The following is a 23,922-nucleotide window of genomic DNA, read 5'->3' on the forward strand; positions in this document are numbered from 1 at the left end:
CTTAAAGTTCTTGTTTAATTCCTCATCCATTTTAAAGCCGTATTCTTCAAGGGATTGCTCAACCATTCTCATTCCACCGAATGGGTTCATTATTCTCTTTAATGGAGCATCTGTTTGATATCCAACGATTACTTCATTTTCTTTATCTAAGTATCCTGGCTTGAAGTTGTTTATACCAGAGAACTCATTAGCTTCAACGTCCATAACGCCTTTTTTAATTTCTTCTATAATAAGAGCTTCTGCCTTGTCCCATAAGTTTTTAGTTTTAACTGTTGGAGCTGCTAAGAAGCTTTTATCTCCATCATACATTGTATAGTTCTTTTGTATGAAGTCTCTTACGTCTATTGTTTCTGTCCATTTTCCTAATTGGAATCCTTGCCATACCTTTTTTTTCATAAAAATGCCTCCTTAAAATAAAAAAATAGTTTACTAGTAGTCCAGAAGGCATCAAAAAGCGTAATACCACCTGGACATTTTGCCCAGGCGGTCGGCATTTTTTTACAAATCACACTCCCTGTGGTAAACTCCACTTCCGCCAGTAATGTGACTAATTGTAAAGTCAATACAAAGACTAAATGTTGTAAAGTAATTTGAAAATTTTTTGACTTTTTTTAATTATATTATAATAGTAACGAATAATCTAATTTATGTCAATTACTAAATCTAAAAAATTCAATTTAAACAAAAAATAGATTTTAGAGTTAAATATTTTAATTACTCTAAAATCTATTTTTCTTTAAACTAAATTATTAGCTATATTAACGAGGAAATCCTGAACATTGGTAACAACTGAAGTTACTTCCAAGCTTCCTCTATCTCTAAGTTTATTCACTCCAAACTCAGATATATCTACAGTATATATGTAAACTGGTCTTATTTTGTCATTTTCAACTTTATACATCGGTGTCATATTTCCTGTGGCTATAGTGTGAAGTTGCGTTGCAAGACAGATAACAGTAGTCGCCTTTTTACAGTGAATCCTCATGGCATTTTGGGCATCATAAACATTGGCAATGACAGGAGGCAAAGGCCCATCATCCCTTATTGAGCCAGCTAGTACTAGAGGAATATTGTTTTTTATACAGGTATAAACTACTCCATCTGTAATATTTTCATTTTCAACAAATTTTTCTAATGAACCTGCACGCCTAGCTTTATTAATAATATCGATATGATTATAATGACCATTGAAAACTGAATATTGTGTATAGATGTCCTGGCCCAAAGCAGTTCTTAATACTGAACCTTCTAAATCATGCGTTGCCAATGCATTTCCTGCGAAAATGGCATCAACATAACCACGTTCAATTAATTGAGACATAGCATTTTTTGAATCATGGTCAAATATTACAGCAGGCCCTAAAACCCATAATATGTATCCGTTATCCTTTTCATATTTTAATAGTTCATACAAACTATCATAGTCTTTTGAATATGAACTTTCCCTTGTTCGGCCGGATCTGAATGCAAATGATTGCTCCTCAACTGTATCTTGTATAAAACCATCGACATATACAAATATACCATCTTCAGCATTTTCTCTTCTACCTAGAACAACATTATCTCCAACATTTAAATTTCTAAATTCTTTGACATCCAATTTTTTATTTTCATTGACAACTACAACACAATCCATGCGGCTCTCAGAAGCGAGAATCCATTCTCCATCTATCTTAAAGTATTCAGGATATATTGATGTTGCATGATAGTTATCGGGAGCTACTCCTTTTAATGTAACTCTTTCAGTTTTAACGTCAGGAGCTGATATAAAAGGTTCTTTTTCAAAATTTGGTGAGTGATATTTAGGTAATTTAAAGCTCATAAAAGCACCTCCATATAAAAAATTTAAGTTTTTAACTTATTTAATATAGTATCTAGTAGATAAATTTTATCAAAGTACTGTTTAGTAGTAAATATAAAATATATAAAACATTAATAGATATGACTAATATAATTATATTCTTTAACTATACTTGAAGGTTTATTCTTTAAGCATAAAAACAACCATAGAGGAAAAGCTAGTACTAGAAAGGAGAGATGTGTATGCAAAACAAAATGAAGTACACAAATAATAATAAAAAAGAAGATGGAAGATTTAGAAAAAAACATATAGATCACAGTCCACAAGATGAAAGTTCAAGAGCAAAGTTTGGTACGCAATCTGAAAAACATCTGGACTCATTAGTAGGATTAGATGAAGAGTAGTAAGTTATTATACAGAAATATAATTTTTATATAAATAATGAGTAAAAGGAGAGTTTTTATGGAAAATAGAAACAAGCAACCTAAAAAGTGGTCAGATGACCCTAATAGTGCGAAATATCATTCTAGAAGTGCAAAATATAAGGCAGAGCATAAAAATGGGAAAAATACTAAGGAAAATTGGAATGCAGATTAAACTAGTTGGATATATTTGCAAGAGGTGGAGGTAATTTATTATGGATATAAAAAGGGTTAAAGAAATAATGAGCTCATCGGAGAATATAGAAGTACTATATAATCGTCATTCAGTATGGCTTGATGGTGTAGATGATAAAACCGGGAGAGTTAAGATTAGAATTTTGGATATGCGAGAAAACGTTTATGTCCCAGTAGATGATTTGGTAGATACAAGAAAAATAATTAATATAGATAGATAGAGGTGTTTATTTATGGGAAGATGGAGAAATAAAGGGCATCATGAAAAAGCAATGGAAACAGCTAAAGATTTGCTTGATAAAGGAATGGGTATGGGAGAAATAAAAGAAATAACAGATCTTAATGAACAGGATGTAATAAAGGCTAAGGATAAAATGAATGGTAACAGATAAAAGGAGGTCTAGCTATGAGTGATAAAGTAGATAACCTAAAGGAGAGAGCTAGAGAGATGCTTTTAGATGGAGAGACAGGAGATAAAATTAGAAAGGAAACACATCTAAGAGAAAAGGATATAAAAAGAGTACAGAAGGATATAACAAAACACTTTTAAATTATAATCAAAGGCTGATGGAGTATAAATTCATTAGCCTTTTAATTAATATAGAGCTTAGAATTCTGTTTATGTAAATTTATGATATAAACCTTGAAGGATGTTGTATAATAAATACAATAGAATAGTTTCGATTTATAGAATAAGTTTGCGAGGCGGTGAATGGAATGCTTAAGAGAGATACAAGAGTTCAAATTTTTGTTGTAGAAAATGGAAAGTATATTTTACTAAAGCATCATGATATAAAAAGAGATCTATATTTTTGGGGAGTCCCTGGAGGGGGAAGGGAGCTTGGTGAAACTGATGAAGAAGCTGCAATAAGAGAGGCCTATGAAGAAACTGGATTAAAGGTTAAACTCTTACCTATAAAAATGGAAGGAGTGCCTCAAATAAAAACTTCTATGTATAATCGAGTAGTGACTTTTTTAGCATATCCTACTGAGGGAAAGGCTAAGGTTGGATATGAACCAGAACCAGAATTAAAACAATATTATGAATTAGTGGATATTAAGTGGAAAGATTTTTATGATGATAGTGATTTAGAGAGAATAACTTATAATGATATAGTTCCATTGAGAAATATTATAAATTCGGATAAATTTATTAAAAAAAAGGAATTTTTTATATGTAAAATAGTAAACAAAGCTAAGTATTGTTTATTGTTTTATAACGAAAAAAATCAACAATTTAAGTTACCTTCTCAAAAAAATCAATTTATATCGAAATATACTAATAATCTTAACAACAAATTAACAAAGGATATAGGGTTTTTTTTAAGTGAAAACAATGGAATTTTATATAAAACAGATGTAATTTACATTGAGATGTCTGATGATTATAATGTTGATGTAGAATATGAAGGAAAATGGTTTAAATGTGATGAATTAACTCAAGTGAATTTAGATAGAACTTGTCAAAATATTATAGAAAAAGTAAATAAAAGTGTATGAACTATAGTTAATTTTTAGAAGGAATATATGTATAAATTGTAGAATATATTTGTTAAAACTATATTATGAAAAGGATAACTATTATGGGTAATTATGAGGTGTACGGAGTGCATTGTGTTTTATATTACTGTGGAATAGAACATATGCTTGTTAATATTTACGATTATGTAAATAAGGGAAGTGAAGAGAAACAATTAGTATATTTACATGTAGAACCGGAGTTGTATAAAGTTATTTCCGAAAGCTTATGTAAAGAAGGTTTTCAGATAGAAACTTTTAATATTCCACATTTAATGCAGATTTATCATAATCAAGGAATAAAATGTTTAGCTGATTATTTTCTTGATTGTGAAAGAAAGGCGAAAGATAAAGGCTATTTAGGTATAAGAATCGTTAATCAAGTAAGTTATTCATTAAAAAAAGTATCGAATGAAGATTTTTTAGATTTCGAAAAGGTGCTAACTGAGGCTGTTGAAGGAAAGAATATCTCTATAATGTGTGCTTACGATTTTGATGATTATATTAATAAAAAGAAATTTATCAATGATACTTTACTAGAACAATCTTTCGATGATCATAATTACAGATTCTATAAGTTTAGATTAATGAAAAATACCAGATGCATATAAAGGTTACATGCATCTGGTATTTTTGCTTTAATTATAAAAGCATAAAACACTTTGCTTTGGAAAAAATAAATTTGGGAGTGAGGTGTTTTTTATGAGTGCTAAAGGTAAATTGACAAATAAGCAAGCTGCAGCCATAGGATTAGATACAATGGATAATGGTGAAAATAGACACGAAAAAGATAGAGTAGAAAGACAAAAGAAAAACGATAATGTAAAACCACATTAGTTTACGTTTGGAGGATGCGCTATGGTTAAAAAAAATCAAAAACTTCCGCATGCACAAGCTATTAGGCATGCAAAAAGATTACTTGATAAAGGGAATAGTATTTCACAGACTATACAACAAACTCAGTTAAGCCATACAGAAATATTAAGAATAAAAAATGAAGACATGTAAATAAATTAAAGAGAACTTGAAAACCTCAGAATACATAACTGAGGTTTTCAATGCCTAGCTAAGGAATCATATAAGCTGTAAAGAGGGTGAATGTTATGAAAAGACATATGATAGGGCAACAAATAAGTGAGGAAAGACTTAAAGAAATAAAAGACATCAATGAAGCTAATAGAGCTGCAGATGAGATAAAAACAATAGAAATTAAACCTACAATGCAAACAGGGTATAATAAAGATGGAACAATAAAAGAAGAAGAAATAAAGCCATTTATGTATGAATTAAATGGCATAAAAGACAAATAAGAGCTGAAAAGCTCTTTTGTTTTATTAATGTATAAAGCTGGAGTTAATTACTCAAGTTTTTTTAATTTAGTATTAGTTAATAAATATCTGTTAATAAAAAATTCAACAATTGTTATAATAGTTGCAGCTATTGAAGTTCCAATCAAATTAACTGAAGCACCTGGAAGTAAAAACTGTGTAGAATAAACAACTGCAAATCCTACTAAAAACTCACCTATTGTATTTATTATTAAAAATCCTGGTCTTAATAGAGCCAAATCTATCAAATGAGTTATTGCGGCAAGTATAATACCAACAAATATAGCTTGATAAAAATATGGATAATATATATATGTAAATATATAGTTAGATAGTGATAATATAACGGGAAAAATTATAATTTTTGTTATGAAACCAACCATAAATATAAGGCTCCCTTCTTTATTTAATATATAGATTTGTTTATTAATATGATAATATTCTGTCCCAATTTTGAAAAATAATAGCTGCTTTTCATCTAATTAAATAGATTAATAAATCTGTAATGGAGCAAACTTATAATACAAGTAAATATTATATGCAACCACATAAAACTTATAAAGGTTTAAGAGGAGGTAATATTTTATGGCAAGCAGAGGAAATAGAGTATTAGTACCAGAAGCTAAATATGCATTAAACCAATTTAAGGTAGAAGTAGCAAGTGATTTTGGGTTACCAAATTATGAAAATATAGATAAAGGAAATTTAACATCTAGAGAAAATGGTTCAATAGGTGGAGAAATGGTTAAGAGAATGGTTGAGTCATATGAAAGAGGCTTAAGATAAAGATATATAGAGAGTCAGATGGGTCATTTACCATCTGACCTTTTATAATTATAAAATTGTTGCATAAAAATATAATGTAATTATTAAAATAATAAAGAATCATATCTTAAATATATTTGGATACTAGGAGGTATTTAGATGGAAGATAAGTTTATGAATAGCATAAAAACCTTAGAATATGCAGATTTAAAGGAACATCAAGAAAAAAAGATGAGAGAATTAGAAAAAAACTTTAATGAAGAATTTGGTACAGCATATTATTTTATGGTTATGGAACAAAACAGATAGTGTAATATTCCTGAGGTTATATTTGATAACCTCAGGAATATTTATTTTAATCCCAAATATTATTACAAAGTATAAAATACTTTCTATGTAAGAAAATAAGTTTAGAAGGGAGTGCTTATATGAAAAAAACATATTCAAAACAAGAACCCGATAGAAAACAAGTAAAAAGTCTAGATCCACAAAATGACTCAGATATAGATAGTCAAGCATATGGAGACGATACTTATATATCTACTCAAATTATAACAAATTATTATTATAATCCTAGAAATGAATAAACAATGTGGAAGGCAAGGCACTTAAATCTAGAATAAAGTAAAGTGGTATTAGGAAAAATAATAATACATTTAATTTTAGGAGGTAGCTATATGAGAGAAGGTTTAGTACCTACAGTTTTAGGTGTTGCAGTAACCACAGGAGCAGTAGCTCTAAGGGCAATGGATATGAAAAAGAGAGGAATAAAGAGAAAAGAAATGTTGCCTATGGCAGAAACCGCTGCATTAGGATTTGGATTAGCCCATATAGTACTAGGAACAATAGATTTAATTGATCATAGATAAAACAACTTAAAAGAAGCCAGGCTTTAAACCTAGCTTCTTTTTTAAATGAAGGAAATTTATTATAGCGAGATTAATTATTTTATCAATCTCAAATAAAGTTTAACCTCAAATAAAAGTTTTTATACTAATTATATAAGGTAAGTTGAGAAGTAGATATAATATTTTATGGTTTTAAATTAAAATAACCCTGAATTTAATCAGAGTTATTTTAATTCTGCGGCTAATTGTTTTAAGTAGATGTTAATCATAATTTTATGGGTAGTGTTACATTATCAAGGCATTATATATTTTAGCCAAAATTTTAAGTTTTATACTAATGAGCTACAAACATTAATTAATAGTTTTTAATACAACCTTTAGCAGCAACTAGATTTTTTACATGCAATTTAATAGGTTATTAAATAGAAAAATACATAAACTTATACTACAATCAAACATTTAATAAATTAAAAGGAGGAACTAGATTATGGCAAGTAGAGGAAATAGAGTGTTAGTACCACAAGCAAAAGCAGGATTAGATAGATTTAAAATGGAAGCAGCTAGAGAAGTAGGTGTAAATCTAAAAGAAGGATATAATGGAGATCTTACTTCAAGAGAAAATGGTTCTGTTGGAGGACAAATGGTTAAAAAAATGGTAGAAGCTTATGAAAAAGGCTTACAATAATATACTAGAATGAAAGTCAGAGTTAAACTAACTCTGACTTTTTATTACCTATAAATTATTAAAATACTAGTTTAAATTGTTACTTTTAGAATTTTTATTAATGTAAATTGTAAATGACTCTATTCCTAAATTAGCAAATTTAATAAATAGGATAAGAGAATATATAAGCAATCCCATTACCGAAATAAATAATATCATACCGAGAATACCAACTATAGCAAAAATATGATAATTCATCACACTAAAACCCCCTTATGCTAAATATATTAAATTAATATTATGATATTACAAAAAATAAATAGATAAGAAAAAATTATTATAAAAAACAAATAGTTAATGTCATTACAGTGGAGCACTTGTTAAATTCATGTGCTTATTTTTTATCGAATTAATTTGTATTTTAATAATATTTAGTTGATTAAAGAGTTAAAGTTCTATTTTTTATACAAATTTAATTCAAAAATATCTTAAATTTTGTAAATAATGGTTGAATATTTGTTTGGAATCGTGTATAATTATAATTAGGAGATAATAATAACTTTATAGTAACTTATATCGATATTGTTATTTAAAAATGGAGGTGCTTATAGTGGACAAGCAGTTAATTGAAAAAATTAAGAAAATAGAAAAGATGAGAGACTATATGCATGACTTGATAAATAGAAAGGGCAGTTTAACTGATCCGGAAGTGATATTAGCAAGCCAAATGCTAGATTGTAGCTTAAATGAGTACAATAGATTGTTCATTTAAATCTTAAAAATTTTTATATTAATCATCAGTTCATTAATTTAAAAAAGTAATCTAAGGTGAGGTTTAAGTATGACTTATAAACGCAATAGGCTGCAGTATGGGCTTATGGTACTAGTTGTAATTATTTTAGGATTATGCTCAAGAAGAATGAGTAATCTTATACCAGGATTTTTAAATACATATTTAGGTGATGCTCTTTGGGCGTTAATGATTTTCTTTACATTCGGTTTTATTTTTAGAACTATAGAGACAAAGAAAGTTGCATTAATAGCAATAGCATTTTGCTATTTTATTGAATTAAGCCAGTTATACCATACAAGTTGGATAGATAGTATTAGAAAAACAACAATAGGAGGATTGGTATTAGGATATGCATTTTTATGGAGTGACTTACTAGCCTATGCTATAGGAATTGGAGTAGGAGTAATTATGGAACTTTTTTTATTTAAAAATTGAACTAATATAAATTTTATGGTATATTCTTTACGTAATATTTTTTTATCGGTTGGACAAACTAAAGTTTGATTCCAAGAAATTTGTTTCTAGGGTGGGAAACTCTTATTTGAGTATCCCATTTTTTTTATTTTTTGAAATACCTAGTGTTTAAATTTATTCTTTTATTTGTTTTGCTAAATGCGTTAAATTTTTCTCTAAAGAAATGCATTTTATTTATACAAGGGAGGTTTACTTATGAATATATTCACTTTTAAAAGAGGTATCCACCCACCACATGGGAAATACCTTACTGAAAATAAAGCTATTGAAGAATTACTTCCAAAAGGATTATTAATATATCCGATGTCACAACATATAGGTGCTCCTTGTACTCCTTTAGTAAAAAAAGGAGACAGAGTATTAGTTGGACAAAAGATTGGTGAGGCAAAGGGTTTTGTTTCCTCTCCAGTGCACAGCTCTGTTTCTGGAACAGTGGAAAAAGTTATTGAAATGCCTACATCTAATGGAAGCAAGGTTATGTCTATAATTGTTAAAAATGATGAGCTTTATGAAGAAATAGAAATACCAAAGTCTAAAGAGTATTACAAGTTATCTAAAGAAGAAATAATAGGTCTTATTAGAGAAGCTGGAGTAGTGGGAATGGGTGGAGCAACTTTTCCAACTCATGTAAAGCTAAATCCTCCACCAGATAAGCCTATTGATTCTATAGTGATAAATGCTGCAGAGTGTGAACCTTATTTAACCTGTGACCATAGATTAATGCTTGAAGAAACTGGTGAAATAGTTGAAGGGTTAAAGGTATTAGCATTCCTATTCCCACAAGTCAAAATATATGTTGGAATTGAAAATAATAAGATGAATGCAGTGCAGTTAATGAAAAAAACTCTTAAGGATATTCCTAATATGGAGGTAGCTCTCTTAAAGACAAAGTATCCTCAGGGTGCTGAAAAACAACTAATATATGCTATTACTAAAAGAGAAGTTCCTTCCGGTAAGTTACCAGCAGATGTAGGATGTGTTGTGCAAAATATTACAACTGTTCGTGAAATATATAATGCAGTAGTGCTTGGAAGGCCGGTTATGACAAGAGTTGTAACTGTAACGGGAGAAGCTGTTAAAAACCCTAAAAATTTAAAGGTCAAGCTTGGTACATCTTGGTCTGAACTGATAGAAGCCTGCGAAGGTTTTAAGGAAGAGCCTATAAAGATTATAGGAGGAGGACCAATGATGGGAATGACTATATCCTCCTTAGAAGTTCCAGTTGTTAAGGGAACCTCAGGGATACTTTGCTTAACAAAGGAACAAGCGGCAATACTAGAGGAATCAAGCTGTATTAGATGCAGTAGATGTGTACAAGTTTGCCCTATGAAATTAACTCCAAGTTTTCTTGATTCTTATTCAAGAAGAAAAGAAGACGAGGCTTTTGAAAAGCTCCATGGCATGGATTGTATTGAATGTGGATGCTGTACCTTCTCATGCCCAGCTAAGCGTCATTTAGTACAATCTATACGTACAGCCAAAAGAAGGATTATAGCAAATAGAAAAAAATAGATTAAGGAGTGGCACTATAATGATTAAAACAAATTTTGCATTATCGTCATCCCCACATATTCGTGATAATGATTCTACAAAATCAATTATGAGGGATGTAATAATTGCCTTAATACCAGCAACCATAGCGGGAGTATATTTTTTTAAAACTCAAGCTTTACTTGTGATATTAACAACAGTTATATCCTGTGTTGCCACAGAGTATGCATGGCAAAAGATTACAAAACGTCCGATTACTATTGGCAACTATAGTTCGGTGGTAACGGGTCTTTTACTTGCCTTTAATGTTCCACCAACCTTACCTCTATGGATGGCGGTTGTCGGTAGTATCTTTACTATACTTATAGTTAAGGAGTTTTTTGGAGGCATAGGACAAAATATAGTTAATCCAGCACTAGCAGGAAGAGCATTTTTACTTGCTTGTTATCCTGTTGCTATGACTACATGGAAGATGGATGAAATTACTTCAGCTACACCACTTGCAATTTTAAAATCACATCAAGGAAATTTACCGAGTTTATATAATGTTTTTATAGGACATGTAGGTGGATGTATAGGTGAGACTTCAGCCTTAGCGCTGCTAATTGGTGCTGCTTATCTTTTCTATAAAAGAATTATTACATGGCATATACCAGTATCTTATATAGCTACAGTTTTAATACTCACAACTATTATAGGCAGGAACGGATCAATGACTGGGAACGGCATTTATGAAATATTTGCTGGTGGTCTTATGCTAGGTGCTTTCTTTATGGCGACGGATTACACGACCTCTCCAATGACAGCCAATGGTCAAATTGTATTTGGAATAGGATGTGGTTTTTTAGCTACAGTAATTCGTATTTTTGGAGGTTATCCTGAAGGAGTGTCCTATTCTATATTAATTATGAATTTGTTTGTTCCACTAATAGATAAATATGTAACTCCAAGAGTCTTTGGGGAGGTGAAGTAATTGAAGGATAAAGAAATAGTTAAATTAGGATTAATTCTTTTAATTATTGCCTCAGTGGCAGGATTTATACTAGCAGGTGCTTATTCAATTACTAAGGTACCTATAGAAAATCAAAATGTTAAAACTAATAAAGAGGCTATGAAAGAGTTAATTACAGATGCAGAAGATTTTAAAAAAGTTCAAGGTGTTAATGAAAAAAATATTTTAGAAGTTAACGAAGCAATAGCAGATTCTAAAACTATAGGATACACCATAAAAGTTTCCAGCAAAGGTTATAGTGGAGAAATACAAACTATGGTAGGTATTTCTACTAAAGGAGAGGTTACAGGAATTAAAATATTATCTCAATCTGAAACTCCAGGACTTGGTGCTAATGCTGTGCAGCCAAAATTTTCAGGACAATATAAGAATAAGCCTTTAGCTAATGCTCTTGAAGTAGTAAAACATGCTGTATCAAAACCAAATGAAATTGAAGCCATGACAGGTGCTACAATTACTTCAAAAGCAGTTACTACTGGAGTTAACGAAGCTGTAGATTTTTATAAAAACAAGTTGAAAGGGGGACAAAAATAATGGCAAGCATTAAGGAAAGGCTTAAAAATGGTATTTTTACTGAAAATGCAATATTTGTACAAGTTCTAGCAATGTGTCCTACTTTAGCTGTTACTACAAGTGCAAAAAATGGTATAGGAATGGGATTAGCATCAACTGTGGTGTTAATGGGTTCTAATTTTGTTATATCCCTTCTTAGAAAATTTATACCTGATAAAATACGAATACCTAGTTTTATAGTTGTAATAGCCGGATTTGTTACTCTTATCCAGTTTTTGATGCAAGGTTTTGTACCTTCATTATATAAGTCTCTTGGTATATTTATACCACTTATTGTTGTTAACTGTGTTATTCTTGGAAGAGCAGAAGCCTATGCTTCTAAAAATGATCCTATTTCTTCAATATTTGATGGACTTGGTCAAGGAATAGGTTTTACATTAGCTTTAGGAGTTATAGGAATCATAAGAGAATTTCTAGGCACTGGTAAAATATTTGATATTCAAATTGCTCCAATTTCATATGAACCTGCTTTGATTATGATACTTGCACCAGGTGCATTCTTTACGTTAGGAATTTTAATGGCACTTCTTAATTATTCAAAGCTTAAAAAGAGTGGAAAAGGGAACAAAAGAATTTCTGAATTTGAAGGCTGTGCACATTGTCCTAATAAATCCGCATGTTCTTCTATCAAATAGCAGTGTATTGAAAGAAAGGATGTTCAACAATGAAACTATTTTATTTAGTTATTGGAGCTTTATTTGTTAATAACTTTGTAATGTCAAGATTTTTAGGGATATGCTCCTTCCTTGGAGTTTCTAAAAAAATTGAAACAGCAAAGGGAATGGGCCTTGCGGTCACTTTTGTTATGACCATTGCATCGCTTATTACTTATTTAATCAGTAATTTTATATTAATACCTCTAAATATAACTTATTTAACCACTATGGCGTATATTTTAGTTATTGCTTCTTTGGTACAATTCGTTGAAATGGTAATAAGGAAGATGAGTCCATCTCTTTATTCTGCCCTTGGGATATTTCTTCCGCTAATTACAACAAACTGTGCTATTCTTGGAGCGGTATTAATTAATGTACAGGAAAAATATACTTTAGTAGAATCTTTAGTCTTTGGTGCTGCCTCTGGTCTTGGATATATGCTTGCGATAGTACTTCTTGCAGGGCTTAGAGAAAGAATGGAAGCTAATGATAAAATACCTGAAGCTTTAAAGGGATTACCATTATCATTAATAACTGCAGGATTAATGTCTATAGCATTTTTAGGATTTCAAGGGTTAATACATTAAGAGAGGAGGTATCTATGAATGAAAGAATTATTATTTGCAGTTATAACTTTAGGTGGACTTGGCTTATTATTTGGAATAATTTTAGGATATTCTTCTAAGAAATTTGCTGTTGAAGTAGATGAAAAAGTACCATTAATAAAAGAATGTTTACCTGGAGCTAATTGCGGTGGTTGTGGATATGCAGGGTGTGATGCCTATGCCCAAGCTGTTGCAGATGAAATTGCCGCAACAAATTGTTGTGCTGCTGCAGGGGCTGCAGTGGCTGAGAAAATTGCAGAAATAATGGGAGTATCAATTAATGCGGGAGAAGCCAATGTTGCTTTTGTAAAATGTAAAGGAACTTGTGATAAAGCTAAGGAAAAAGGAATCTACTATGGGATAGCGAACTGTATTGATGCAGTGAACATACCTGGTGGTGGTTCAAAGGCCTGTGAGTTTGGATGTCTAGGTCTTGGTAGCTGTGTTGAAGCTTGTAAGTTTGATGCATTGAATATTATTAATGATGTTGCAGTAATAGATGAAGATAAGTGTATAGGATGCGGCGCTTGTGTAAAAACTTGCCCTAAAAAAGTTATAGATCTGCTGCCGGTATCAAAAAAAGTTGAGATAGGATGTAATTCGAAAACAAAAGGAATAGAAGTTAAGAATAACTGCAGTGTTGGATGCATATCTTGTGGTCTTTGTGCAAGAAACTGTCCTGAAGAAGCGATTGAAATGATTAATAATCTTCCAGTTATAAATCATGATAAGTGTGTAGGTTGTGGAATTTGCATAGAAAAATGTCCAACTCATGCTATTGTGAATAGAAAATAGTAGGAATTACGTGAAGAGTAGCATATAATATTTAATGTTTAAATAGAACCCTATAGTTAGGACTTTTTCTAACTATAGGGTTTTCTGTACTAAGATATATTATTAAGTATTACAAAGATAATCATCTTAGAATAAACTTCGAGAACTAGTAATTAATCATGTACTTTGTACTATCAACCTGAACTAGAACTTTTACTCGTTAGATTACATCAAAAAAGCTTACTTGATCACTTTCCGGAAGACCGTTTAAGCACCCAAACTTTTTAAGCGATTCTATAGCGGAATTCCCGATTTTAGCACGTTTCTTTAGATCTTCTATAGAGCTAATAGGCTTTCCTTCTTGTTCTGCTTCTTGTACTGCGTTATATATGCCTTCTGCGGCTACATTTCCCATACCGGCTATACTGTTTATAGGTGGCCTTATGCCATCCTCCTCCATTAAGAAGTTTATGGCATGAGATTTATATAAATCAATTGGCAAGAAATTAATGCCTCTTTCATACATTTCCAAAACCAGTTCTAGATCATCGAACATATCCTTATCCTTAGGTCCCGCTTGGTTACCCATAGCTTCAATTTCCTTCATCTTTTCCTTAACCTTTTCTTTGCCGAATATCATAAATTCTGCGTCAAAGGCTTTTGCTCTGATGGAGAAGTATGCTGAATAATAGGCCTTAGGTATATGAACCTTAAACCAAGCTATTCTGAATGCCATCATTACGTAGGCAGCAGCATGGGCCTTAGGGAACATGTATTTTATCTTTTTACAGGAACCTATGTACCACTCTGGCACCTCGTGCTCCCTCATTAAAGCCTCATATTCCGGAAATTTTGGGTCTTTTAGTGCCTTTCCCTTACGCACCAACTCCATTATCTTAAAGGCTGAATTTGGTGGCAGATTTTGTTTGATAAGATAAACCATGATATCATCTCTGGTACATACCGCTTCACTTATGCTGGTAACTATTTTTTGATCAATCAAGTCCTTAGCATTTCCAAGCCACACGTCAGTACCGTGGGAAAGTCCTGATATACATATTAAATCCATGAAGGTTTTTGGCATTGTATCTAAAAGCATTCCTCTTACGAACTTAGTACCAAACTCAGGAATACCAAAGGTCCCTACCTTGGAATTTATCTGCTCTGGCGTTACTCCTAAAGCTTCAGTTGATGAAAATATAGACATAGTAGCCTTATCATCCATTGGTATGGTTTGAGGATCCACTCCCGTTAAATCCTGCAGCATTCTTATTACTGTAGGATCGTCGTGGCCTAGTATATCTAGCTTCAATAAGTTCTGATCAATAGAGTGATAGTCAAAATGTGTTGTTATAATATCTGAATTTGGGTCATCAGCTGGATGCTGTACAGGGCAGAATTCAAAAATTTCTCTTCCCTTAGGTACAACTATGATTCCACCAGGGTGCTGCCCTGAGGTTCTTTTTATACCTGTACATCCCTTTGATATTCTGAGGATTTCTGCCTTGTTTACTGAAATATTTTTTTCATCAAAATATTTTTTCACATATCCAAAGGCTGTTTTTTCTGCTATGGTACCTATGGTTCCAGCCTTAAAGGTTGTGCCCTTTCCAAAGATGACCTCTGTGTATTTATGAGCCTTTGCCTGATACTCTCCTGAGAAGTTTAAGTCTATATCTGGCTCCTTATCTCCATTAAAGCCTAAGAAGGTTTCAAAAGGAATGTCTATGCCATCCTTAGCTAAGTTTTCTCCACAAACAGGGCATACCTTATCTGGCAAGTCAAAGCCAAGTTTAATTCCATAATCCTCAAAGTCTGAATACTTGCATTTTGGACACCTGTAATGTGGCGGCAGAGCGTTTACTTCCGTTATACCGGTCATATATGCAACAACAGAGGAACCAACAGATCCTCTGGAACCTACCAGATAACCATCCTCATTTGATTTCCAAACCAGCTTCTGAGCTATAATATACATAACGGAAAAACCATTTTTTATAATGGAATCCAGCTCTTTCTCAAGTCTTTTCTGAACAAGCTCTGGAAGTGGATCTCCATAAAGCTCATGAGCCTTTCCAAAAGTAATATCCTTAATAGTCTGCTCACAGCCATCTATGTGTGGTGTAGCTTTATCTGGTGAAATAGGGCTGATCTGCTCACACATGTCTGCTATCAAATTAGTATTTGTTACAACAACCTCATAGGCCTTTTCTGCTCCTAAATAGTCAAATTCCTTAAGCATCTCCTCAGTAGTTCTTAAATATAATGGAGCCTGATTATCTGCATCCTTAAAGCCCTGTCCTGCCTCCAGTATACGTCTGTATATCTCATCCTCAGGATCCATGAAATGAACGTCTCCTGTGGCAACTACAGGTTTATTTAATTTTTCTCCAAGAGCTACAATTTTTTTATTGATTTCCTTTAGATATTCTTTATTAGGCACTTGCTCTTGCCTTACTAAATAATCATTGTTTCCAAGAGGTTGGATTTCTAAGTAATCATATTCCTCAGCAATAGCTTCAATTTCCTCATCGGATTTTCCAAGAAGTATTGATTGATAAAGCTCACCTTCACTGCATGCACTTCCAAGAATTAAGCCCTCAGAATATTTTTTTAACATGCTCTTTAATATACGAGGTTTTTTATAAAAATAATCTAAGTTAGAATAGGATACTAGTCTATATAAATTCTTTAAGCCCTCATAATTCTTTGCGAATATTATTGCATGATAAGTTTTAAGCTTTTTATAGGCTTCCTTCTTTGCAACTTCATCAGAGCCGTATATGTCTATATCTTCAAGAGTTTTTGCGCCTCTTTCCTTTAACTTTTCAAGCATTATCTTAAAGACCTTAACGGTAGTATCTACGTCATCTAAGGCTCTGTGGGCAACCTCCACCTTTATTCCAAGGTTTTTAGCGATTCTTCCTAATTTATAGGTTTTAAATTCAGGGAAGAGTTCCTGAGCTAAGGTCAAGGTATCCAAATATGTGAAGTCGAAGTCATAGCCTAAAACTTTGGCATTATGCTTTAAGAAGTTTACATCAAATCCAGCATTATGAGCAACCAAGACACTTCCCTCGATAAACTCCAGCATTTTAGGAAATACCTTATCTACGGTTTCTGCATCCTTTACCATATCATTGGTTATATTTGTAACCTCTACAACTCTTGGTGGAATAGGCTTTTCAGGATTTACAAAGCAGCTAAATTGGTCTATTACCTTTCCATCCTTAAATTTCATGATTCCTATTTCAGTAATTTTTTCTGTTACTGGCGAAAAACCTGTAGTTTCCAAATCCAGTACGCAATAGGTGGTATCGATGCTCTGTCCCTTAGTGTTTGTTACAGAAGGTTTTTTATCTGGTGCCAAATAGGCCTCTACTCCATATAAAACCTTCATGTCAGGATTATCTCTTCCTAGGAGCTTATGTGCATCAGGGAATGACTGCACCACTCCATGATCTGTTATGGCAATGGATTTCATGCCCCAGCTCATGGCTCTCTTAATCAAATCAGAGGCACCTGTCATGGCATCCATCTGACTCATTTGTGTATGCATATGCAGTTCTACCCTCTTAACTTCAGCATTATCCTGCCTCTTAGTCTTCTTTATACCTTCTGTTTCTATTATAATATTAGCGATCATCTCAACTTCACCAGAAAACTGGCTATAACCTGCATTTCCAGCAACCCTAACACCCTTAGCCTTTTTAAGCCTAGATGTTACCTCACCCTCTTCACCAGGCTTTAAGAAAGACTTACAGGTCATGGAGCTTGATCCGTCATATAAGTCAAAGGAAACTAATGTTTTTCCGCTTCTTAATTCCTTTGCCTCCATATTGGATATTTCACCCTCTAAAACTATCCTACCTTCATCCGGTGTAATGTCAGTAATTTTTATTATTGGCTCCCTAATCTTAGAGCTTCTGCCTAATATCAAGAATGGATCGTCTTTTTTATCAGCAGTTTCTGACTTTCCTTCTTGTTTCTTTTCTGATTTCCATACTTGTTTCTTTTCTGCTGCTTCCTTAGGCGGTTTAGGGGTATTACTGCTTGGGGCGGCCTTAACTTCTTTTTGAGTAATCAGCAGTTCCTTTGCAAATGTTTCATCTTGCATTCTTATAAATTCTTCACAGCTTACATTATCAACAAAATTTATTTTATATGTTGTGCCGTACAAGTTTTTTATGGCATCATGAATTTTTTTATCATAGCCCATGGATTTTAAAAAGTCTGATGCTGACATATCAAAATTAAAATTTATGGTATTTTCAACCACTTCATATTTACTATTATTTAGTACTGCTTTTAAGGCAGGGTAGCTATCTGCCACGAAGAGTATAATATTTTTTAGTTCCTCTTCTATGGGTTTTTTATCCGTTCCCTCAACATACTTTACAGCGATTTTAGAATCTTTTAATGCAAATCTTTCTTTTATAAACTTATTAAGCTCTTCAAATTCTCTTATTTCAATATATTTATCTGAGCTGATTTTCATTTCCAGGGTCTTAGTTTTTTTACTTAAGACTACAGATTCTACAATAGCGGTAGTTATGTTACCTCCTGCCTCATAATCACTAAAAATTTCATTTATTCTTTTCATCTGTTCTTTAACCTTCCCTCAAAAATTTTTAGTATGTTACTATTATATAAGATAGACTTATGCTTTGTCATGTAGGAAAAATAGGCATACAAGCACTCATTTATAAAAAGTGACTTTATCTTATCATGGTTTTTTCTTTTATTTCATTAGTATTAATGCATCTGTGTTAGAGGAAATACAGATTTATTTGAGGACATAGACATGAAAAAGGCTCTTTGGATTATTCATCCAAAGAGCCTTTAAGCATTGATATAACTTGGTGCCGGAGGCGGGAGTCGAACCCGCACGGGTGTTACCCCGACGGATTTTGAGTCCGTTGCGTCTGCCAATTCCACCACTTCGGCAAGTGACAAAGTAATAATATCACATATAATAAATATAGTCAATAGATGTTTAAGATTATATATAAATAATTAAAGATTCTGCTTCAATTGTCAAAATGTTATGTATATAGTTTTGATTTCAATTTTTGTATAAAATCTATTGTGATAGTAGTTTTTATTTGTTAAAATATAATTGTTGAAAAAATGTATTTTTTTATGCGTTTGTGGGAACAAAAAAGTCCCTGTGGGTTAAAAATAGCACTATTAGAACATAAGTATAACTATGTTCTATATAAATAATAATTATATATGTAGGAAGGAGAATAAAAAATGATTTATTCAACAGAAGTTGACAGAATGTGTTGTGTAACTAAAGGACCAAATCATGGAGCAGCTCCAATTCCACAAGAGGGAAAATGGGTACAAGCTAAAGAGGTAAAAGACATATCAGGTTTAACGCATGGTGTAGGTTGGTGTGCTCCACAGCAAGGTGCTTGCAAACTTACTTTAAATGTTAAAGATGGTATAATTGAAGAAGCTTTAGTTGAAACAATAGGATGTTCAGGAATGACTCACTCTGCTGCTATGGCATCAGAAATACTTCCAGGAAAAACTATACTTGAAGCGTTAAACACAGATTTAGTTTGTGATGCTATAAATACAGCTATGAGAGAATTATTTTTACAAATAGTATATGGAAGAAGTCAAACTGCTTTCTCAGAAGGTGGACTACCAATAGGAGCAGGACTTGAAGACTTAGGAAAAGGATTAAGAAGCCAAGTTGGTACTATGTACGGAACAAAGGCTAAAGGAACAAGATACTTAGAAATGGCTGAAGGATATGTTACAAAGGTAGCTTTAGATGCAGATAATGAGGTTATAGGATATAAATTTGTTCACCTTGGAAAAATGATGGAGTTTATAGGAAAAGGAATGGATGCGAGCGTTGCTATGGAAAAAGCTACTGGTCAATATGGTAGATTTGATGAAGCTGTAAAAGTTATCGATCCAAGACATGAATAATATATAAGGAGGACACGAAAATGGCATTATTTGAAAGTTATGAAAGAAGAATTAATCAAATCACACCAGTGCTCGAAAAGTATGGTATGAAGACTTTAGAAGACGCTAAAGCTGTATGTGATGAAAAAGGAATAGATGTTTATAACATAGTTAAATCAACTCAGCCAATATGCTTTGAAAATGCTTGCTGGGCTTATATAGTAGGTGCTGCAATAGCTATAAAAAAAGGATGCGTAAAAGCTGCTGAAGCTGCTGAAGCTTTAGGAGAAGGGTTACAATCTTTCTGCATCCCAGGATCAGTTGCTGATGACAGAAAAGTTGGTTTTGGACACGGAAACTTAGCGGCTATGCTTTTAAGAGAAGAAACTAAATGCTTTGCATTCTTAGCAGGACACGAATCATTTGCAGCTGCTGAAGGTGCTATAAAAATAGCTGAAAAAGCTAACAGAGTTAGAAAAGAGCCATTAAGAGTTATATTAAATGGTCTTGGAAAAGATGCTGCTTATATAATCTCAAGAATAAATGGATTTACATATGTTCAAACTAAATTCGATTATTATACAGGTAAGTTAGAAATAGTTAAAGAAAAGGCTTACTCAAATGGACCAAGAGCTAAGGTTAAGTGTTATGGATCGGATGATGTTAGAGAGGGTGTTGCTATAATGCACCATGAAGGAGTTGACGTATCAATAACTGGTAACTCAACTAACCCTACAAGATTCCAACACCCAGTTGCAGGAACATATAAAAAAGAATGTGTTGAAATGGGCAAGAAATACTTCTCCGTTGCATCTGGTGGCGGTACTGGAAGAACTCTTCACCCAGACAACATGGCAGCAGGTCCAGCTTCTTATGGTATGACAGATACTATGGGAAGAATGCACTCAGATGCTCAGTTCGCTGGTTCTTCATCAGTTCCAGCTCACGTTGAAATGATGGGACTAATCGGAATGGGGAATAACCCTATGGTAGGTGCTTCCGTTGCAGTAGCTGTTGCTATTGAAGAAGCAATGAGAAAATAGTAAAAAATTCATAGTAAAAACCTTGTTAAAATGCCTCTATGTCAATCATAGAGGTATAAATTTTCAAAATTAAAAAAATTCTAAAAATTTTCTATTTCTATAGTGACATTTCAATATAAACATATTATAATAGTAGAAATATAAGATTTGAATAGCTTAATGCTATACAAACTGCAAATAAAAATAGGAAAAGGGAGTGGTTTGTATGAAGGAAATGCCAAAGGATGTGAACTTTGTAGGCGACAAAAAAAGTGATGACAGCAAAAAGGTAAAAACTAAAAAGAAGGAATCATGTAGATTTTTGTTTGATATGATAGGTAGAATCCTTCCACGAGGTTAATAATTTTTGAATATACCAGCAGCAGATTTAATAAAATTTTGCTGCTTTTTTTTATACAATGATAACAAAAAAAGTGATTACAAACAGGTGAAAACGATATATAATGATATATGCAGGTATTAATACAAAATTCATGAAAGTTTAAAAGATATAAATTAAGTTTCAAACAAATTATGAAAAATTTTTATTAATTATATATAATCTAAAGCATTAGATAGGTGGGAGAATATATGGAAAAGTTATTAGATACCTTAATTGAAAATAATAAAGTTTATACGAAAAATGGAAAAGTAGCGTCCTATATACCAGAATTAGCTAAGGCTAAATCAGAAGCATTAGGAATATGTATAACTACTTTAGATGGAGAAGAGTATTGTTCTGGAGAATGCGACGAGAAGTTTACAATTCAAAGTATTTCCAAAGTCATAACTCTAATGTTAGCTATTTTAGATAATGGGAAAGAAAATGTGTTTAAAAAAGTTGGAATGGAGCCAACTGCAGATGCATTTAATTCTATAATAAATCTAGAAACGAAGAGTCCACAGAGACCTTTAAATCCTATGATAAATTCAGGAGCTATTGCAACGGTTTCTTTAATTGCAGGCGGGGATGGAGACAAGATTTTTGAAAGAATTTTAAAGTTCACTAGAAAAATAACAGGAAATCCAGATATAAATATCAATGAAGATGTATATAAATCAGAGAAAAATACAGGACATAGAAATAGAGCCTTGGCTTATTTTATGAAGAGTACTGGAGTAATAGAGGGAGAGGTAGAAGAAGTATTAGATGTATATTTTAAGCAGTGTGCTATAGAAGGAACTTGTAAGGATATAGCAAGAGTGGGAGCTGTCTTAGCTAATAATGGAGTTTTACCTTGGAATGGTGAAAGGGTAGTACCAGCCTATGTGGCTAGAATTGTTAAAACAATAATGGTTACATGTGGAATGTATGATGCATCAGGAGATACTGCAGTAAAGATAGGAATACCATGTAAAAGTGGGGTAGGCGGAGGTATACTTGCAGCAGTTCCAATGAGAATGGGAATTGGAGTATTTGGACCAGCACTTGATATTAAAGGTAACAGTATTGCAGGAGTAAAAATTCTAGAAGAGTTATCAAAAGAATTAGATTTAAGCATATTTTAGTTAAAGTTTATTTTAGACAGGCTATAAGACATAATCAAATAAATAATAGACGAAATATGCTTCGAATCTTTGGTCTCTTATTTATTTTCATATGCCTAAGATATTTGCAAAAGATTATATCTGAAATAATTATTTAATAGACGTATTCTGTTAATAGCTATTAAATATATATCAGATATAATCTTTTTTACTTTCGTATAATTCATATAATGTTTACTAGTATTTCTATTGATATATCATATGAAAAAGGGTATAGTTTATTTAAATTTTTACAAGGAGATTTTTCTAATTTATAATAGTAAAAGAAAATAATAGTGTGTCATACACTTGTATTTTTAAAATTTAAATTATGAAAGGTGAGCTAAAATATGCTTAGATTCTTAGATGCTGGCGAATCCCATGGAAAGGCATTAATTGCAATAGTAGAAGGTATACCATCTAATTTTAATATAGATATGGATTTTATAAATAATGAGCTGAAAAGAAGACAGAAAGGATATGGCCGTGGAGATCGGATGAAAATTGAACAAGATAGGGTTGAGCTTTGGTCCGGTGTTAGGGGAATAAAAACGACGGGAAATCCTATTACCATGGTAATATTTAATAAGGATTATGAAAATTGGAAAGAATTAATGGGTAGAGAGCCAAAAGATGAGGAAAAGATTAAGATAGCGCGTCCAGGTCACGGGGATATGGTTGGGTTCTTTAAGTATAGTACAGGAGACATTAGAGATGTAATAGAAAGAACTTCAGCTAGAGAGACTGCCATAAGAACCGCTGTAGGTGCTTTGTGCAGAAATATATTAAAAGAGCTAGATATAGAGATAAGAAGCAAAGTTAATAGCATTGGTAATATTTTGGATGATACAGTAGACCTATATGACGATAAAATATTTAAAAAAATCCAGAGTAGTTCAATAAGATGTTATAATAGTATAGTTGAAGAAAAGATAATAGAAAAAATAGATATGTGTAAAGAGCAGGGAGATACTATAGGAGGGTGTATTTTTATTTCTGTAAAAGGCATGCCGATTGGTATAGGAAGCTATACTCAATGGGATAGAAAACTCGATGCAAACTTAAGTAGAGCCTTGATGTCGGTACAAGGAATAAAGGCAATTGAATTTGGCAATGGGCTTGATTTAAGTAAGCTAGGAAGTAGCTTTAACGATCCTATATATTATGTAGATGAAAAAATAATAAGAACTTCGAATAATTGTGGAGGAATAGAAGCAGGAGTCTCTAATGGAGAAAATATAGATATGAAGGTCTATATGAAACCTATCCCCACAGTGAAAAAGAGTTTAGATTCTATAGATTTAGTTAATAGAACAAATGTAGTAAATAGATATGAAAGATCTGATGTATGTGGAGTTATTCCAGCTTCAGTAGTATTGGAAAATGTTTGTGCCTTTGAGATATTGAAAGAGATTATGAGTAAGTTTCCCTGTGATAGCTTTCAAGAACTAAAACAATATGTTGTAGAATACAGACGAGAAGTATATGAGAGATAAGGATATATAAACTATAATGGAGGTAATTTT

33 protein-coding genes, 1 tRNA gene, 1 riboswitch and 1 other annotated feature are annotated in these 23,922 nt (G+C 32.1%); of the genes, 28 read left to right on the plus strand and 6 right to left on the minus strand.

Annotated features, from left to right (window positions below; genetic code table 11):
- A partial coding sequence (locus I6U51_RS02690; protein WP_281395918.1) for a pyruvate formate lyase family protein occupies window positions 1–396 on the minus strand: 396 nt, incomplete at its 3' end.
- A 74-nt stretch (window positions 397–470) separates the two neighbouring features.
- A riboswitch (ZMP/ZTP riboswitch) is annotated at window positions 471–553 on the minus strand.
- A 183-nt stretch (window positions 554–736) separates the two neighbouring features.
- Window positions 737–1,822 (minus strand): putative NPN-dependent ornithine cyclodeaminase, encoded by a 1,086-nt coding sequence (locus I6U51_RS02695; RefSeq protein ID WP_211141075.1) that lies wholly within the window; start codon window positions 1,820–1,822, stop codon window positions 737–739.
- 221 nt (window positions 1,823–2,043) lie between these two features.
- On the opposite strand from I6U51_RS02695, the gene I6U51_RS02700 reads away from it, so the two are divergent.
- From I6U51_RS02700 to I6U51_RS02735, 10 genes are all read left to right on the plus strand, one after another.
- A complete protein-coding gene (locus tag I6U51_RS02700; protein WP_178905952.1) occupies window positions 2,044–2,205 on the plus strand; it encodes a CPC_1213 family protein in 162 nt (53 codons plus the stop codon).
- A gap of 58 nt (window positions 2,206–2,263) precedes the next feature.
- A complete protein-coding gene (locus tag I6U51_RS24995; RefSeq protein WP_281395919.1) occupies window positions 2,264–2,398 on the plus strand; it encodes a hypothetical protein in 135 nt (44 codons plus the stop codon).
- Between the two features lie 40 nt (window positions 2,399–2,438).
- Complete coding sequence (locus I6U51_RS02705; protein ID WP_211141076.1) at window positions 2,439–2,639, plus strand: H-type small acid-soluble spore protein; 201 nt, start codon at window positions 2,439–2,441, stop codon at window positions 2,637–2,639.
- Window positions 2,640–2,651: 12 nt separating this feature from the next.
- Complete coding sequence (locus I6U51_RS02710) at window positions 2,652–2,810, plus strand: hypothetical protein (protein ID WP_211141077.1); 159 nt, start codon at window positions 2,652–2,654, stop codon at window positions 2,808–2,810.
- Window positions 2,811–2,824: 14 nt separating this feature from the next.
- On the plus strand, window positions 2,825–2,968 hold the full coding sequence (locus tag I6U51_RS02715; RefSeq protein WP_211141078.1) for a hypothetical protein: 144 nt from the start codon (window positions 2,825–2,827) through the stop codon (window positions 2,966–2,968).
- A gap of 167 nt (window positions 2,969–3,135) precedes the next feature.
- Complete coding sequence (locus I6U51_RS02720) at window positions 3,136–3,918, plus strand: NUDIX hydrolase (protein ID WP_211141079.1); 783 nt, start codon at window positions 3,136–3,138, stop codon at window positions 3,916–3,918.
- A gap of 83 nt (window positions 3,919–4,001) precedes the next feature.
- A complete protein-coding gene (locus I6U51_RS02725) occupies window positions 4,002–4,547 on the plus strand; it encodes an MEDS domain-containing protein (RefSeq protein ID WP_211141080.1) in 546 nt (181 codons plus the stop codon).
- Window positions 4,548–4,638: 91 nt separating this feature from the next.
- The gene (locus I6U51_RS25000; protein WP_281395920.1) at window positions 4,639–4,773 is read left to right on the plus strand and encodes a hypothetical protein; all 135 of its coding nucleotides are present in this window, start codon (window positions 4,639–4,641) and stop codon (window positions 4,771–4,773) included.
- A 21-nt stretch (window positions 4,774–4,794) separates the two neighbouring features.
- Window positions 4,795–4,944 carry a hypothetical protein gene (locus I6U51_RS02730; protein ID WP_178905958.1) on the plus strand — a complete coding sequence of 50 codons (150 nt, stop codon included), beginning with the start codon at window positions 4,795–4,797 and terminating at the stop codon, window positions 4,942–4,944.
- 95 nt (window positions 4,945–5,039) lie between these two features.
- Entirely contained in the window at window positions 5,040–5,246 is a 207-nt protein-coding gene (locus I6U51_RS02735; RefSeq protein ID WP_211141081.1) for a hypothetical protein, read from the plus strand.
- A 47-nt stretch (window positions 5,247–5,293) separates the two neighbouring features.
- Here the strand turns inward: I6U51_RS02735 and I6U51_RS02740 are convergent, their stop codons facing one another.
- Window positions 5,294–5,647: a DUF2512 family protein gene (locus I6U51_RS02740; RefSeq protein WP_211141082.1), complete on the minus strand. Its 354-nt coding sequence runs from the start codon at window positions 5,645–5,647 to the stop codon at window positions 5,294–5,296.
- 202 nt (window positions 5,648–5,849) lie between these two features.
- Here I6U51_RS02740 and I6U51_RS02745 point away from each other — a divergent pair, with 202 nt between their 5' ends.
- The 5 genes from I6U51_RS02745 (at window position 5,850) to I6U51_RS02765 (ending at window position 7,562) form a co-directional block, all read left to right on the plus strand.
- A complete protein-coding gene (locus tag I6U51_RS02745) occupies window positions 5,850–6,050 on the plus strand; it encodes an alpha/beta-type small acid-soluble spore protein (RefSeq protein WP_211141083.1) in 201 nt (66 codons plus the stop codon).
- A 138-nt stretch (window positions 6,051–6,188) separates the two neighbouring features.
- Window positions 6,189–6,338, plus strand: a complete 150-nt coding sequence (locus I6U51_RS02750) for a polynucleotide phosphorylase (RefSeq protein ID WP_211141084.1) — start codon at window positions 6,189–6,191, stop codon at window positions 6,336–6,338.
- Window positions 6,339–6,457: 119 nt separating this feature from the next.
- Window positions 6,458–6,616, plus strand: coding sequence for a hypothetical protein (locus I6U51_RS02755; protein ID WP_178905963.1), 159 nt, complete (start codon window positions 6,458–6,460; stop codon window positions 6,614–6,616).
- Between the two features lie 90 nt (window positions 6,617–6,706).
- Complete coding sequence (locus I6U51_RS02760) at window positions 6,707–6,898, plus strand: asparagine synthase (protein ID WP_211141085.1); 192 nt, start codon at window positions 6,707–6,709, stop codon at window positions 6,896–6,898.
- Window positions 6,899–7,364: 466 nt separating this feature from the next.
- The gene (locus I6U51_RS02765) at window positions 7,365–7,562 is read left to right on the plus strand and encodes an alpha/beta-type small acid-soluble spore protein (RefSeq protein ID WP_211141086.1); all 198 of its coding nucleotides are present in this window, start codon (window positions 7,365–7,367) and stop codon (window positions 7,560–7,562) included.
- A gap of 66 nt (window positions 7,563–7,628) precedes the next feature.
- On the opposite strand, the gene I6U51_RS02770 is transcribed toward I6U51_RS02765, so the two are convergent.
- On the minus strand, window positions 7,629–7,802 hold the full coding sequence (locus I6U51_RS02770; RefSeq protein WP_211141087.1) for a hypothetical protein: 174 nt from the start codon (window positions 7,800–7,802) through the stop codon (window positions 7,629–7,631).
- A gap of 349 nt (window positions 7,803–8,151) precedes the next feature.
- Here I6U51_RS02770 and I6U51_RS02775 point away from each other — a divergent pair, with 349 nt between their 5' ends.
- The 8 genes from I6U51_RS02775 to I6U51_RS02810 all read left to right on the plus strand — a co-directional run bounded on the left by I6U51_RS02775 (window position 8,152) and on the right by I6U51_RS02810 (window position 13,940).
- On the plus strand, window positions 8,152–8,313 hold the full coding sequence (locus I6U51_RS02775; protein WP_308039954.1) for an aspartyl-phosphate phosphatase Spo0E family protein: 162 nt from the start codon (window positions 8,152–8,154) through the stop codon (window positions 8,311–8,313).
- Window positions 8,314–8,382: 69 nt separating this feature from the next.
- On the plus strand, window positions 8,383–8,769 hold the full coding sequence (locus I6U51_RS02780) for a ribosomal maturation YjgA family protein (RefSeq protein ID WP_211141088.1): 387 nt from the start codon (window positions 8,383–8,385) through the stop codon (window positions 8,767–8,769).
- A 47-nt stretch (window positions 8,770–8,816) separates the two neighbouring features.
- Window positions 8,817–8,870 (plus strand) — a sequence feature (sodium ion sensor (DUF1646 type); this cis-regulatory element may regulate processes involved in with the transportation of sodium ions).
- A 133-nt stretch (window positions 8,871–9,003) separates the two neighbouring features.
- A complete protein-coding gene (gene rsxC / locus I6U51_RS02785) occupies window positions 9,004–10,320 on the plus strand; it encodes an electron transport complex subunit RsxC (RefSeq protein ID WP_211141089.1) in 1,317 nt (438 codons plus the stop codon).
- A 19-nt stretch (window positions 10,321–10,339) separates the two neighbouring features.
- Window positions 10,340–11,272, plus strand: coding sequence for an RnfABCDGE type electron transport complex subunit D (locus I6U51_RS02790; RefSeq protein ID WP_211141090.1), 933 nt, complete (start codon window positions 10,340–10,342; stop codon window positions 11,270–11,272).
- Entirely contained in the window at window positions 11,273–11,845 is a 573-nt protein-coding gene (locus I6U51_RS02795) for an RnfABCDGE type electron transport complex subunit G (RefSeq protein WP_211141091.1), read from the plus strand. It begins immediately after the preceding gene.
- Window positions 11,845–12,519, plus strand: a complete 675-nt coding sequence (rsxE, locus tag I6U51_RS02800) for an electron transport complex subunit RsxE (RefSeq protein WP_178905972.1) — start codon at window positions 11,845–11,847, stop codon at window positions 12,517–12,519. Before I6U51_RS02795 ends, rsxE begins: the two co-directional genes overlap by 1 nt.
- 29 nt (window positions 12,520–12,548) lie before the next feature.
- Window positions 12,549–13,127: an electron transport complex subunit RsxA gene (rsxA, locus tag I6U51_RS02805; RefSeq protein ID WP_178905973.1), complete on the plus strand. Its 579-nt coding sequence runs from the start codon at window positions 12,549–12,551 to the stop codon at window positions 13,125–13,127.
- Window positions 13,128–13,145: 18 nt separating this feature from the next.
- A complete protein-coding gene (locus I6U51_RS02810; protein ID WP_211141092.1) occupies window positions 13,146–13,940 on the plus strand; it encodes an RnfABCDGE type electron transport complex subunit B in 795 nt (264 codons plus the stop codon).
- Window positions 13,941–14,139: 199 nt separating this feature from the next.
- Here the strand turns inward: I6U51_RS02810 and polC are convergent, their stop codons facing one another.
- Entirely contained in the window at window positions 14,140–18,522 is a 4,383-nt protein-coding gene (gene polC / locus I6U51_RS02815; protein WP_211141093.1) for a DNA polymerase III subunit alpha, read from the minus strand.
- Window positions 18,523–18,779: 257 nt separating this feature from the next.
- A tRNA-Leu gene (locus I6U51_RS02820) sits at window positions 18,780–18,866 on the minus strand.
- 309 nt (window positions 18,867–19,175) lie between these two features.
- On the opposite strand from I6U51_RS02820, the gene I6U51_RS02825 reads away from it, so the two are divergent.
- The 5 genes from I6U51_RS02825 (at window position 19,176) to aroC (ending at window position 23,892) form a co-directional block, all read left to right on the plus strand.
- Complete coding sequence (locus I6U51_RS02825; RefSeq protein ID WP_211141094.1) at window positions 19,176–19,868, plus strand: iron-sulfur cluster assembly scaffold protein; 693 nt, start codon at window positions 19,176–19,178, stop codon at window positions 19,866–19,868.
- 20 nt (window positions 19,869–19,888) lie between these two features.
- Window positions 19,889–20,890, plus strand: coding sequence for a GGGtGRT protein (locus tag I6U51_RS02830; RefSeq protein ID WP_211141095.1), 1,002 nt, complete (start codon window positions 19,889–19,891; stop codon window positions 20,888–20,890).
- Window positions 20,891–21,095: 205 nt separating this feature from the next.
- Window positions 21,096–21,230: a hypothetical protein gene (locus tag I6U51_RS25005; protein ID WP_281395922.1), complete on the plus strand. Its 135-nt coding sequence runs from the start codon at window positions 21,096–21,098 to the stop codon at window positions 21,228–21,230.
- A 230-nt stretch (window positions 21,231–21,460) separates the two neighbouring features.
- Entirely contained in the window at window positions 21,461–22,378 is a 918-nt protein-coding gene (glsA, locus tag I6U51_RS02835) for a glutaminase A (protein ID WP_211141096.1), read from the plus strand.
- Between the two features lie 368 nt (window positions 22,379–22,746).
- Window positions 22,747–23,892, plus strand: a complete 1,146-nt coding sequence (gene aroC, locus I6U51_RS02840; protein WP_211141097.1) for a chorismate synthase — start codon at window positions 22,747–22,749, stop codon at window positions 23,890–23,892.
- The last annotated feature ends 30 nt before the right edge of the window (window positions 23,893–23,922 follow it).

The organism is Clostridium aciditolerans, assembly GCF_016316925.1.
Classification (GTDB): domain Bacteria; phylum Bacillota; class Clostridia; order Clostridiales; family Clostridiaceae; genus Clostridium_AM; species Clostridium_AM aciditolerans.